The organism is Aurantibacter sp. (genome assembly GCF_039941195.1).
GTDB lineage: Bacteria > Bacteroidota > Bacteroidia > Flavobacteriales > Flavobacteriaceae > Aurantibacter_A.
The window spans coordinates 16,198-28,799 of sequence record NZ_JBDVFA010000078.1; the positions used below are offsets into that span (position 1 = coordinate 16,198).

Consider the following 12,602-nt stretch of genomic DNA (forward strand, 5'->3'; position numbering starts at 1 on the left):
AATTAAACTTAACCTAAATCTTAACCTATCGTCATTGAAAACTACACAGAAAACCGTACAATGTTTACAACTTTTGTTGCAACTCAGCGTCTTTATTATGTAATTTGTCGATGATTTAACCCCACAAATCAAACCTTTTATGAAACTAAGAAGTATAATTGTTGACGATTCATCTATGCAGCGAATGGCAGTGGCAAAATTAGTGAATAATCATCCTAATTTAGCTATGGTAGCAGAGTACAGTAATGCTATCGAGGCAAAGAATGGAATCAAAAACAATCAGATTGATGTGATTTTTCTAGATGTTGAAATGCCCATAATCAACGGATTTGACTTACTAGAATCATTAGAAAATCCACCTCAAGTTATTCTGATTACCGGAAAACCAGATTACGCGTTAAAAGCTTTTGATTACGACGTAACAGACTATTTACACAAGCCAATAACAATGGCTCGTTTTGATGCTTCAGTAAAAAGAGCCGTAGGCAAATTTGAACAGATGCACAGAGTCAATGAAGATGAAGAGCATATTTTTGTAAAGAGTAATCTAAAGAAAAGAAAAGTAATTCTTAATGATATTAAGTGGATTGAGGCACTTGGTGACTATATTAAATTGGTTACTGACGAAGCGAATATCGTTATTCTTTCTACCATGAAGTCTTTTGAAAAGCAATTGCCAGAAGACAAGTTCTTAAGAATTCACAAATCTTATATTGTCAATTTAGAGAAAATTGAAAAATTCAACAGTAAAAATGTTGAAGTAAGCGGAAGGTCAATACCGCTAAGTAGAAACAAGAAGACTGAACTTGCAGACGCACTTAACAACTTCTAGTTCTACCAAAAATTTATTAACAATTAGAAATCGCTGGTTTTATATAAAAACCAGCGATTTTTTTTATATATGATCTACATTATATAGTATTCGTACAGATCTAAAACTAGCAACAGCATTAAAGGATTTTTCGATTCTTTTTATACTACTTTTAGTTTTAGCTAGCGATTGCCCAGCAGGTATTTTAAGTAACACATGTTTTATATATTGATTTCTAATACGCACCACAGGTGGAAACTCTGGGCCTAGCACATTAGCTCTAAACGTATTACGAAGTCCCTTCGCAAACCACTCTGCGGCCTCATTTAGTCGGTTATAATCTTTGTGTTTAAATGTTATTTGTATAATTTTATTATGAGGCGGATACTTAAACTGTTCGCGTTCATATAATTGTTCCTTAAACATAGCTTCATAATCACCACTAGTTACTTGACGTAATATTTGATGATACGGATTATAGGTTTGAATAATTACCTTACCCCTTTTTTGCGTCCTCCCTGCCCTACCTGCTACTTGGGTTAACAATTGAAAACTACGCTCATGTGCCCTATAATCAGGAAAATTTAGTAATGAATCAGCATTCATTATTCCCACCAAACTCACATTTCTAAAGTCAAGACCCTTAGTCACCATTTGGGTTCCTACCAAAATATCTACTTCCTGCTGCTCGAAAGAAGTAATAATTTTTTCAAAGGCATGCTTACCTCGAGTAGTATCCAAATCCATACGAGCCACCTTTACCTCAGGAAAAAGCTTTTTAAGCTCTTGCTCCACTCGTTCTGTACCAAAACCTTTGGTGTCAAGTGTAGAACTTCCACATGCTTGGCAGCTTTCAGGTAAAGCTATATGATGACCACAGTAGTGGCAACGCAATTGTTTTTTATACTGATGATAGGTTAAACTAACATCACAATTCGGACATTGAGGAGAATGGCCACATGTTGTGCATTCTAATATTGGTGCAAAGCCTCTTCTATTTTGAAATAAGATAATTTGCTCCCCTACTTCAAGTGTTTCATTAATTTCATCGACAAGACGTTCAGAGAAATGACCTTTCATTCTTTTTTTGCGATGCTGTTCTTTAATGTCTACTAGCTCCATTTCTGGCATTAATACATTTCCAAATCGCCTAGTTATCTGTGCATAACCATATTTTTTAGTCTTAGCATTCTGATAACTTTCAATACTAGGAGTGGCCGAACCTAAAACAATATTAGACCTATGAAGATTCCCTAAAACGATAGCACTATCACGTGCATGATACCTAGGTGCAGGATCAAATTGCTTAAATGAACTTTCATGTTCTTCATCTACTACTATTAATCCCAGATTTGAAAAAGGTAAAAACATAGCGGAGCGCGCACCAATAACTATTTGAGCTTTAGACTTACTAACAAGTACATTATTATAGACTTCTACCCTTTCTTGAATGTTATATTTAGAATGAAATACCGAAACTTGTTCGCCAAAATAATCTTGTAAGCGCCCTATTAGTTGGGTAGTTAAGGCAATCTCCGGAAGTAAATATAAAGCTTGCTTACCCTCTTTTATACATTCTTCAATGAGTTCGACATAGACCTCCGTTTTTCCAGAAGACGTTACGCCGTGCAACAATGCTACTTTGTTATTTTCGAAACTTTTACGAATTTCCGACAAGGCCTCCTCTTGAAATTCGTTTAAATCTTTCAGATTAGTTGCCGCTCCATCCTTATCATAATTTACACGATCTGTACGTATAAAATATTCTTCTAAAATCTCTTTATCAATTAATGCCTTAATAATTGCTCTAGAAGCTCCACTATTAGTTTCTAATTCTGATACTTTTATAGGATTCTTCGAAGTGGCCTCCAACTGAAAAAGTGATAGAATAACCTGACTTTGTTTAGGTGCCCGTTTTAAGCTATCCAACAGGCTTTCTAATTCAGATTCTGATTGATACGACTCACCCATTTTAACGTATCGCACTAATTTTGGGCGGTATTGCTCGTATAATTCTTCTTTTAAGACAATAACGCCTTTTGCAATTAATCGATTTAATATGGGTAAAGTATTTTTTCTTTCGATGATGGCCGCAACTTCATGCACACGTAACATAGATTGATATTGCAAAGCTTCATAGACAAGAAATTCATCATCTTTTAATTCTTTTTCATCTACTTCTACCTGTTTATTCAGTAAAATTAAAGTCTCACTTTCTAATAAAAATGCACTAGGTATAGCACTTCTAAAGACTTCACCTAAAGTGCACATATAATAATCAGCAATCCACTGCCAATGCTTTAGTTGCGCTTGATTCACCAAAATCGAATCATCTAAGATTTGATGTATAGGCTTTGCTTCATATATTTCAGGTGGATTATTATGTATTGAAAAAACTAGGCCGGTATATACTTTAGATTTACCAAAAGGAACCGCTACCCGCATACCAGCTAGCAATACTTGTGATTCTTCTTCAGAAATAGAATAGGTGAATTGTTTTTCTAAAGGAATTGGTAGTACAACGTTGATAAAATACTGCATAGGCCCCTTTATAACTCTATAATATCAATCGGCACGTACCCAAGTTTGGGTACGGTAAATAAATGCTAGATAACCCCTTACTTTCAATTCATCAGAATTATCAGGGTTCAACCAAATTTTGCAGCGAAATGTCATTGCTTGTTCAGGGTCAAAAAGTGTTTTTCCTTTCCACACCCCATCTTCATGCTTTTCTAAACCATCAATTATAGTCATTCCTAAAACTGGTTTATCTTTTAAATCACCCTCACATTTAACACATTTAGCATTCTCTTTTCCTGGCTCAACAATTTTTTCAACAACACCATACATTAATCCGTCCTTGTTAAAAATATCAATAATCGCCTTTGGGTTTCCTGTTCGATCGTCAATCGTTTTCCATTTGCCAAATATAGATTGTGAATTCGCAAAACTTGTAGTTAAAATTAACACTAATACTAAGGAAAACTTTGTGGGAAAGATCATGCTTTTTTATATCTGTTTCTTAATGAATTTAGCGATGCGTTTAATTCAAAGCCGAGTAGCAATATATTGGAATTTAACCAAATAAATACCATCAATATCAACAAACCTCCCAAAGCACCATATAATTCATTATAACGAGCAAACTTTTCTACATAAACACCGAACAGATAAGAAGTTAAAATAAAGAGAAGGGTTGTCATTAATGCACCTGCCGAAAAAAACTTGGCTTGCTTGCCTTCTGCTGTTCCAAAATAATATAAAATAGCTGTAGTAAAATAGGATAGAATTATAAAAAATAGAAATTTGGCAATTTGCACCCCTAATAGTTCACCTTCATCTAAGACATAACCACCTTGTCTAGCAACAAATTCGCTCAAATACTTTAAAACATATACTTCGATATAGACAAATGCCACAAAACCAATTATAATCAAGATAGATAAAAGTAAGCCAACCATTAGCGCATACGCGTATTGTTTAAAAAGGTTACGAGTTAAACTCACATGGTATGAAGTCTCAAAACCTCCAAAAATTGCATTAACACCATTTGCCATTAAAAAAATAGACAGCAAAAAAGTAGATGACAAAATACCACCACTCTTTTGGTTTTTAATTTGCTCATATATATCACTAAAATAATCTGCTGTACCAGAAGGCAAAAAAGACTCTAAAAAAGGTAAAAATTGAGCTTCAAAACTTGAATCACCCAAGCTAAAAAATGATACTAAAAATGGCACCAAAGTAACCAGGAAAATAATTAGCGGAAATAATGCCATAAAAAGGCTAAAAGCAATAGAACTAGCTCTTGTTCCAAGGGCGCCATTTATTATTCCTCCAACATACATTTCAATAAGATCGTAAATCGACAGTCCTTCAAAACCCGGAAGTTTAATTTGCTGTAAAAGTTTTACAGCCCAATTAACTATGGGGATTTTCTCCAGCTTTTCTTCGATTTCTTTCGACATTTATACCGCTTTTAGGCTAAGGTCTAAATTATAGACTGAATGTGTTAAGGCCCCAGAAGAAATATAATCCACACCGCATTCAGCATATTTACGAATAGTTTTTTCATTGATTCCACCAGAAGATTCTGTTAGGCATTTTTCTCCTATTAATTTAACCGCTGTACGGGTGTCTTCATAATTAAAATTATCAATGAGAATTCGGTATACACCATCAGATTTTAAAATCTCTCTAATTTCAGTTAAGTCCCTTGCTTCTACTATAATTTTTAAATCGCGCTTAGTTTCCTTTAGGTAATCTTTCGTTTTTTGAATTGCATTGGTTATGCCACCAGCAAAATCAATATGGTTGTCTTTAAGCATTATCATATCATACAAAGCAAAACGATGATTGACCCCTCCTCCTATTTTAACAGCCCATTTTTCAAGAGCTCTAATACCTGGTGTGGTCTTACGCGTATCTAATATTTTTGTATTTGTACCTTCTAATAAGTTTACAAAAAAATTGGTTTTGGTTGCAATGGCACTCATTCGTTGCATAGCATTTAAAACAAGACGCTCTGCTTTTAAAATACTTTGAGAGCTACCTGAAACATAAAATGCAATATCTCCGTAGACGACTTTTTGTCCATCTTCAATAAGTACTTCTATTTCAAGCGAATCATCCACAAAAGCAAAAACCTGTTTCGCAAATTCGATACCGGCCAATATTCCATCTTCTTTTACCAATAATTTAGCTTTGCCAGTTGCAGAAGCAGGAATACAAGATAAAGAACTATGATCACCATCACCAACATCCTCGCGAATAGCATTTGAAATAATAATATCTAATTCTTTTTGAAATTGTTCTTCTGTAATCATATGTCTTTTTGCTTTAGGCTAAATTAACAAAAACATATACCAAAAAAAGAAATTCCTGTAACTTTGAAACATGACTATTAAACTTCTCGCTATAGGTAAAACCGATAATAAGGAATTGCAAACATTGATTAGAACCTATGAAAATAGATTGAAACATTATATCAAGTTTGAACTAGAGATAATTCAGGATATCAAAAACTCGAAAAATCTTTCGGAAAATCAGCAAAAAGAAAAAGAAGGAGCGTTAATTTTGAAAAAATTGAACAATACTGATGTTCTGATATTATTAGATGAGAAAGGAAAACAATTCTCATCCGTAGATTTTTCCGAATATCTTCAAAAGAAAATGAATTCAGGAATAAAGCAATTGGTTTTTGTAATTGGTGGTCCCTATGGTTTTAGTCAAGAAATATATCAAAAAGCACATGGAAAAATAAGTCTTTCTACAATGACCTTCTCACATCAAATGGTTCGATTGTTTGTTGTTGAACAATTGTACAGAGCTTTTACCATATTAAAGAACGAACCTTATCATCATCGATAAGCGGAATAATACCATAAAAACTTAAGCCTGTTTTTCCAAAGACTTTACCATATTATTTGAAACACCTTCCAAATCGCTTAGCTCCTCCATTAGACAAGTAATTAATTCTTCTTTATGTGATAGGTTCTTTTCTATTTTAAGAATATGATTGAAATCCTTTATATTTTTCATATGAGAATTAAATGCATGTGTTTGGTGCCAATTAATCTCTTTTAATTTCTGATTCTGCAATGTGATTTTTTTAAAGGATGGATTTATAATTAAGAATATTTCCAAGATTAAAATCAACAAAGAAAATACGGCCAATTCCATTTCAATTATCATTAAGGTCTTAATGTCTTCTTCTGAAGCTTTTTGAAATTGAAAAACAATGTTGTCCATTACCTCCAAAAACTGATTTACTTCAATTGTAAGTTCTTCAATGTTTACTGAATTTAGCATTGTAAAATCGTCTAAACTTGCTGTAATATAATTCAAGTTAGGTTGAAGCTTATTAAAATTATCTTGAATGCTTTCATTATCCAAAACCGGAATACCAGTTGAGGAAGAACCTTTTTGTAGAACTATGTGCGTATTGTTGATCTTGTTTAATGCAAAACGAAGCTTACCATAGTCACAGGTTCCATACTTACATGAATAAACACTATTCAATATTACTTGAGATAACATTCGTTGCTTTCCAGCCTCATTAATTATTAATGAAGCTTGTCTTTGCTTAGATAAAGAATATTGAATAATTGTTTGTATTACAACCGTTAACACAATTACTGTAAAAACCAAAAGGTAATATCTACTAAAATTATCCTTCAATTTTAGTTTTGTTAAAACTCTTTTAAACATTATAAAGATTTTTCCTACATACAATTCACATAAGCATAACCCAGTAATGACCAAAATGTTGTCTCTTTTCAGTAATAAATAACCAAAAAAAAATGCAAATTGTAACAACTTGCATTTTTTTGATATTTACTTTTACGATTAATACAATCGTAGATGAATAGCACTACTTAATATAGAACTCTAAATTTAATAGTATTCTCGACTTTCTTTAAAGCACTAATTACTTCTTTATTATATTCTTTATCCAAATCAGAAATCACATAACCGACATCACTATCTGTAGAAAGATATTGTCCAGTAATATTCATCTCATACTCAGCTAAAACCTTATTTATCTTAGCCATAATTCCTGGAACATTCTTATGAATATGCAAGAAACGGTGTGCGTTATTTTGTTTTGGCAGTCTAATATTAGGGAAGTTAACAGCGTCAACAGTATTTCCAGAATTTATATAATCCATTATTTTATTAGGAACAAAATCTGCAATATCTCTTTGCGCCTCTTCCGTACTACCACCAACATGTGGTGTTAGAATAACATTAGTCAAACCTTGTAATTCTGTAATAAATTCTCCGTTACTTCTTGGTTCCTCAGGATATACATCCACAGCAGCGCCCCCTAATTTACCAGATTTTAATGAAGCAACTAAGGCTTTAATATCAACCACAAAACCTCTCGAAAGATTTATAAGAATAGCACCTTTTTTCATCTGTCCTAATTCTCTTTCTCCAATAAAGTTTTTATTCGCCTTATTGTCATCAATATGCAATGTAACAACGTCGGAGACATTTAATAAATCTTCTAATGTATTACATTTAACAGCGTTACCTAATGCTAATTTATCATCAACATCATAATAATAAACACGCATACCCAGAGCCTCTGCTAATACCGATAATTGCTTTCCAATATTACCATAACCTACAATCCCTAGGTTTTTTCCTCGCACTTCACGTGAATTAATGGCTGTTTTATTCCATTGTCCATTATGAATTTCCGTACTTCTAGGAAAAACATTTCGCATTAACATTATAATTTGTCCAATGGCCAATTCTACTACTGAACGCGTATTACTATAAGGAGCGTTGAAAACAACAATACCTTTGTTTCTAGCAGTTTTTAAATCAATTTGAGTAGTTCCAATACAAAAAGCACCAACAACCAACAATTTATCTGCTGCTTCTAAAACCTTTTCAGTTACTTGTGTTTTAGAACGAATACCCAAAACATGAACTCCCTTTATTTTTTCGATTAATTCTTCTTCTGGAATAGCTTTATCAACTAATTCTACAGAAAAACCATCTCCAGAGAATTTATCGAATGCCGCTGGATGCACATTTTCTAAAAGTAAAATCTTAATTCTATTTTTTGGATATGAGATATTTCGTGGTAAATCATTCACAAAAAGAAACTCATCTAAATTAGGTGTTACGTGATCCGCATTTTTTGCAGCCTTATCTCGATGTACATTCTCGGTATAGGCAAAAAACTTATCAGCAATACCAGCTTCGCGCATAACATAATCGCTATAACCATCGCCAATTACCTGTACCTCGCCCTCTAAGTCCATGTTTTTAAGACATTCTATTTTTCCATTATGTTGCGAAAGCGGATTCTCTTCATCAAAACCAACGATATCTCCTTCATCATTAAATTTAAATGTGTTGGCATATACCCGATCAGAAGGAATATTATACTCTTCTACAATAGGGTCTATAAACTCCTTAAATCCGCATGAAATTACATAGATATCATCTGAAAATTTTTCAAAAAACTCTTTGTTTGATTCAATTGATTTTGAAATTTTTTGACGTAATTCTGATACTAACCCCTCCAAATCGGATTTATTAGCTTTCAGCAATTTTATTCTACGTTCTAACGATTCGGTAAAAGAGATGTCTCCATCAATACCAAGATTGGTTATTTTTTGAATTTCTTCAATAACCTCATCTTTGTTTGAATTACCCTGCAACGTCATTTCAGCTAAAACATCAAGTGCCTCAACCCTCGTTAATGTGCTGTCAAAATCGAATACGTATTTTCTACCCACTTCTACCATAATTTATTTTTCCTGATGAGCCAGGAATTTTATTTAAATGAAATTTGGACTTCTGTTTTCACAGAAATAGTAACTATTGAAAATAATAAGCTGTAAAAATAAAGATTAATCCCTTTGGTATTGGTCAAATGTTATCAAAAGTTATCGGTATAACCAATCGTAAACATTTTGATACAAATTCTTAACATATAGACCTCTCATATATGTAGTTAGGTTTCTATTTTGAAGTTCTTCAAGCTCCCTTTTTCTATAAAAGTCTTATTTGTATAGCACATGTTCCTAAGACGATAAAAATGTTAAAAAGTCAATAAAACAAAAATAAGTATGATATTTAGACTTTAAATGCTTTTATATATAATACCAGTAATAATTGCTAAACCAAAGCTCATTAGGGTTCCAATAAGAATATACTCCGTTAATTTTCGACTATTGCTTTCTTTTAAATCGTTAAATCGAAATACAGACTTGGCCGTAATAAGTAGGCCAATTGCTTCCCATCTACCTAAAATAATAAATACTAGCACAAATAAGCGTTCAATAATACCGATGTACTTACCTGCATTCGGTAATGATTTATGATCAAATTCTATCTGACTTGACATGCCTTCCAACAGCTTTCCCATGATTATTGCGGCAGGAAAACTTACAAATACAATTGCGGTTACAAAGGGCCAGTCCATTTGCTGAAAAATAGATATGGTCTGCTCCTGCAAGTTCCCATAGAATGTGCAGCAGTATAAAATTAATATATGCAGTAATTGATCTATAAAAAATGGAACGCTTTTTAGCTTAAAAAACGGGTTGGCATACAATTTTACTAAATCTATAATGTAATGCGATATTGTTATTATAAGTACCATTTGCCATGCAGCTAAATCCCATAACAATAGCATAGTAATTACAAAATGCAAAAGAACATGGAAGTATAAATATTTTGAAGCTACTTTATTAGCTTCTTTATGAATAACCCACCTATTGGGTTGCAATAGAAAATCGGCTATAAGGTGAGCTAAAAATAATTTTACAAATAAAATCATGGGGCGATTTCTTTAATAGTTTCTTCGTAATAGGCTAATAATTCTTGAACTAAATCTAACCTGGCTCTTTTTTGACGTTGACTTACGGCAGATTGTTTAATATTTAATTGATTTGCAATAATTTGCTGAGATGCATTTGGATTTTCTAAAGCTAGTGCCACTATTTCTGCTGAAACCGGAGACCAATCATCAATGAAATTTAAAGCTAACTTTAGCATTAAATTAAAACTACGATCATTCAGCAAATCATTAGAAGCAAAAGTCAAATTTAGTTTTGATGCTTTTAGCGATTCAAAGCTTCTTCCGGACAATCGATAAGCTGGTCCATTGGATTCACTTACACCATTCCCTACAAAGGAAATTTCACCAACTCCAATCCCCATTCTTACATCTAGTCCTTTGATAGACTTAATACGAGCTTTTATGTGTAGGGCTACTTCAAGTGCTTTCGCTGCCGATACTTTTAATTGAAATTCATCTCCTCTATAGATTTCCCAATCATGCGGAGACTCTCCTATTTGGCTAAAGCAATTCTTTAAAATATCCATCCAAATGGAAGCCTGATGCTTTTCAGAATTGATAATGTCACCTGTAATTATTGCTTTCATATATAAGTTAAAATGCTAATATAATAAAATATAAGCAAAAAAGATAATAATATTAATTTATAAGCATAATTAGTAATAAATAAGAATATCGTAAATAAATTAAAATACTCAAAACCAACGTCTTACGTTTTTACAGTAAATTCGATATTCTTTGCCAAACAAATCTACAAGTACTTTTTCTTCAGGTAAAATCTGAAATCTATTCATATAAGAAACAAAAAAAGCAGCGAGTAAAGTATTGAAAGCATTTCCTAAGTATAATCCAAAAGCAATCAATACCAATAATAATGCAAGATACATTGGATTACGACTAAAGGCGAATATTCCACTGGTCACCAATTTTGCAGTTTTTTCAGGTTTTCTAGGGTCAACAGTAGTTTTATTTTTTATAAAATAACTTATAGAGATAAAACCAATAACAATAGCCATTCCTGTAAGAATATAACTTAAATAAGAACGACCAAAGAATTCAAATTCACCAAAAGGCAAAAAACTGGCAAGCAAATACATCAATAATGCAAAAATAAAAAAGACAACTACAGGTGGTAATTTTAATTCCATCTTATAAAATTACTATTTTCGAAAATATTATATCAACTATATATGAAACTTGTTTTTGCTACCCACAACCAAAACAAATTAAGAGAAGTACAGTTATTGATGCCAAAAAACATAACCTTACTATCTTTATCCGACATCGATTGTACCGAAGAAATTCCCGAAACAGCAGAAACATTAGAGGGTAATGCAAAAATTAAAGCAGACTATGTAACCCAAAATTACGGCCTACCTTGCTTTGCAGATGACACGGGGCTTTTAATTGAGGCATTAAATGGGGCTCCAGGTGTTTATTCCGCAAGATATGCTGGTGAACAAAAAAATGATGAAGACAATATAAATAAATTGTTAAAAGCGCTTACCACTAAAAATAGATCTGCACACTTTAAAACCGTAATTGCATTAAACCTAAATAATGAAAGTCACTTTTTCGAGGGTACAGTATTCGGTTTAATATCTAAAAAGAAAATAGGTAATGGCGGCTTTGGTTATGATCCAATTTTTATTCCTAACGAATTTAAACAGACCTTTGCAGAGCTACCGATGTCTACAAAGAACAAAATAAGTCATCGAGGAAAAGCACTCCAAAAATTGATAGCATATTTAAAAACACTAAACTAATGTCACAAAAAAACGCTAATATAAAAACCGTTGAAGTCTCTGTTGCATCCGAAAAAGCAGAGGCCATAGGTGGAGTTATGATTGCCTTTTTCGCCGCACTAATGGCTATTTCACAAATGATAAATGGTGAATTTGAAGAGGAGATGATGATAGCACATAACAAAGTTGTTAATTATTCCAGTTGGTATCAATCGAAAAGTATAAAAGAGAGTTTAAAAGAAAGTGAATTAGATTATTTAGAAGCACTATTACAAACAAATTTAATTGCTGAAAATAACAAATCAACTATTGTAGCATCCATAAAAAAATCGAAAGAAAAAATAAAAAAGTATGGTGCAGAGAAAAATGAAATATTGATTGGATCGGCCAACATTCCGAAAGAAGAATGGACACAAGACCTTGATGGTGAATTGGGCGAAATAGTAGGCGTAAAAGAATGGGAAGTACTTGCAGACCAATATGATGTGGCCACTAAGAAGTTCGATATCGCAATGCTGTTTTTTCAAATAAGCATAGTACTTGGTGCCGTTTGTATCATTATTTATGATAATCCTAAACTTCAAAAATCTTTTATTGTTCTCATGGCTTTTTTCGGGATAATAGGTACGATAATCGCCATATATGGTTATATAATAGCACCTTGATTATCAATTGAATAATTAGCTGTACCTTTGCGCCTTTATTAACCGCCGCCGGT

At 32.6% G+C, this 12,602-nt stretch carries 13 protein-coding genes; 4 read left to right on the forward strand and 9 right to left on the reverse strand.

Going from position 1 to position 12,602, the window contains the following annotated elements; genetic code table 11:
- Positions 1-139 precede the first annotated feature (139 nt).
- Entirely contained in the window at positions 140-832 is a 693-nt protein-coding gene (locus ABJF52_RS12860; RefSeq protein WP_348150842.1) for a LytTR family DNA-binding domain-containing protein, read from the forward strand.
- Between the two features lie 63 nt (positions 833-895).
- On the opposite strand, the gene priA is transcribed toward ABJF52_RS12860, so the two are convergent.
- From priA to nadC, 4 genes are read right to left on the reverse strand one after another with little or no spacing between them, the layout of a single operon-like run.
- Positions 896-3,352 (reverse strand): primosomal protein N', encoded by a 2,457-nt coding sequence (priA, locus tag ABJF52_RS12865; protein ID WP_348150845.1) that lies wholly within the window; start codon positions 3,350-3,352, stop codon positions 896-898.
- 24 nt (positions 3,353-3,376) lie between these two features.
- Entirely contained in the window at positions 3,377-3,814 is a 438-nt protein-coding gene (locus tag ABJF52_RS12870; protein ID WP_348150848.1) for a DUF2147 domain-containing protein, read from the reverse strand.
- A complete protein-coding gene (locus ABJF52_RS12875) occupies positions 3,811-4,779 on the reverse strand; it encodes a YihY/virulence factor BrkB family protein (RefSeq protein ID WP_348150851.1) in 969 nt (322 codons plus the stop codon). The genes ABJF52_RS12870 and ABJF52_RS12875 overlap by 4 nt, the downstream gene beginning before the upstream one ends.
- Complete coding sequence (gene nadC / locus ABJF52_RS12880; RefSeq protein ID WP_348150854.1) at positions 4,780-5,637, reverse strand: carboxylating nicotinate-nucleotide diphosphorylase; 858 nt, start codon at positions 5,635-5,637, stop codon at positions 4,780-4,782. It abuts the gene before it with no gap.
- Positions 5,638-5,707: 70 nt separating this feature from the next.
- Between nadC and rlmH the strand changes: the two genes are divergently transcribed.
- Entirely contained in the window at positions 5,708-6,181 is a 474-nt protein-coding gene (gene rlmH, locus ABJF52_RS12885; RefSeq protein WP_348150856.1) for a 23S rRNA (pseudouridine(1915)-N(3))-methyltransferase RlmH, read from the forward strand.
- 21 nt (positions 6,182-6,202) lie between these two features.
- Here rlmH and ABJF52_RS12890 read toward each other — a convergent pair whose 3' ends face one another.
- From ABJF52_RS12890 to ABJF52_RS12910, 5 genes are all read right to left on the reverse strand, one after another.
- A complete protein-coding gene (locus ABJF52_RS12890; RefSeq protein WP_348150859.1) occupies positions 6,203-7,021 on the reverse strand; it encodes a type IV pili methyl-accepting chemotaxis transducer N-terminal domain-containing protein in 819 nt (272 codons plus the stop codon).
- Positions 7,022-7,188: 167 nt separating this feature from the next.
- Positions 7,189-9,081, reverse strand: a complete 1,893-nt coding sequence (gene serA, locus ABJF52_RS12895; protein WP_348150862.1) for a phosphoglycerate dehydrogenase — start codon at positions 9,079-9,081, stop codon at positions 7,189-7,191.
- Positions 9,082-9,419: 338 nt separating this feature from the next.
- Positions 9,420-10,118, reverse strand: a complete 699-nt coding sequence (locus ABJF52_RS12900; protein ID WP_348150865.1) for a DUF3307 domain-containing protein — start codon at positions 10,116-10,118, stop codon at positions 9,420-9,422.
- Complete coding sequence (locus ABJF52_RS12905) at positions 10,115-10,726, reverse strand: SatD family protein (protein ID WP_348150867.1); 612 nt, start codon at positions 10,724-10,726, stop codon at positions 10,115-10,117. Before ABJF52_RS12905 ends, ABJF52_RS12900 begins: the two co-directional genes overlap by 4 nt.
- A gap of 108 nt (positions 10,727-10,834) precedes the next feature.
- The gene (locus ABJF52_RS12910; protein ID WP_348150870.1) at positions 10,835-11,287 is read right to left on the reverse strand and encodes an isoprenylcysteine carboxylmethyltransferase family protein; all 453 of its coding nucleotides are present in this window, start codon (positions 11,285-11,287) and stop codon (positions 10,835-10,837) included.
- Between the two features lie 42 nt (positions 11,288-11,329).
- Between ABJF52_RS12910 and ABJF52_RS12915 the strand changes: the two genes are divergently transcribed.
- Positions 11,330-11,905: a non-canonical purine NTP diphosphatase gene (locus ABJF52_RS12915; RefSeq protein ID WP_348150873.1), complete on the forward strand. Its 576-nt coding sequence runs from the start codon at positions 11,330-11,332 to the stop codon at positions 11,903-11,905.
- A complete protein-coding gene (locus ABJF52_RS12920; protein ID WP_348150876.1) occupies positions 11,905-12,549 on the forward strand; it encodes a DUF4337 domain-containing protein in 645 nt (214 codons plus the stop codon). Before ABJF52_RS12915 ends, ABJF52_RS12920 begins: the two co-directional genes overlap by 1 nt.
- The last annotated feature ends 53 nt before the right edge of the window (positions 12,550-12,602 follow it).

Coding starts and splice junctions, on each gene's coding strand:
- rlmH (WP_348150856.1), top strand. CDS start 5,708: ATGACTATTAAACTTCTCGCTATAGGTAAAACCGATAATAAGGAATTG.
- priA (WP_348150845.1), bottom strand. CDS start 3,352: ATGCAGTATTTTATCAACGTTGTACTACCAATTCCTTTAGAAAAACAA.
- serA (WP_348150862.1), bottom strand. CDS start 9,081: ATGGTAGAAGTGGGTAGAAAATACGTATTCGATTTTGACAGCACATTA.
- ABJF52_RS12905 (WP_348150867.1), bottom strand. CDS start 10,726: ATGAAAGCAATAATTACAGGTGACATTATCAATTCTGAAAAGCATCAG.
- nadC (WP_348150854.1), bottom strand. CDS start 5,637: ATGATTACAGAAGAACAATTTCAAAAAGAATTAGATATTATTATTTCA.
- ABJF52_RS12870 (WP_348150848.1), bottom strand. CDS start 3,814: ATGATCTTTCCCACAAAGTTTTCCTTAGTATTAGTGTTAATTTTAACT.
- ABJF52_RS12890 (WP_348150859.1), bottom strand. CDS start 7,021: ATGTTTAAAAGAGTTTTAACAAAACTAAAATTGAAGGATAATTTTAGT.
- ABJF52_RS12860 (WP_348150842.1), top strand. CDS start 140: ATGAAACTAAGAAGTATAATTGTTGACGATTCATCTATGCAGCGAATG.
- ABJF52_RS12920 (WP_348150876.1), top strand. CDS start 11,905: ATGTCACAAAAAAACGCTAATATAAAAACCGTTGAAGTCTCTGTTGCA.
- ABJF52_RS12915 (WP_348150873.1), top strand. CDS start 11,330: ATGAAACTTGTTTTTGCTACCCACAACCAAAACAAATTAAGAGAAGTA.
- ABJF52_RS12900 (WP_348150865.1), bottom strand. CDS start 10,118: ATGATTTTATTTGTAAAATTATTTTTAGCTCACCTTATAGCCGATTTT.
- ABJF52_RS12910 (WP_348150870.1), bottom strand. CDS start 11,287: ATGGAATTAAAATTACCACCTGTAGTTGTCTTTTTTATTTTTGCATTA.
- ABJF52_RS12875 (WP_348150851.1), bottom strand. CDS start 4,779: ATGTCGAAAGAAATCGAAGAAAAGCTGGAGAAAATCCCCATAGTTAAT.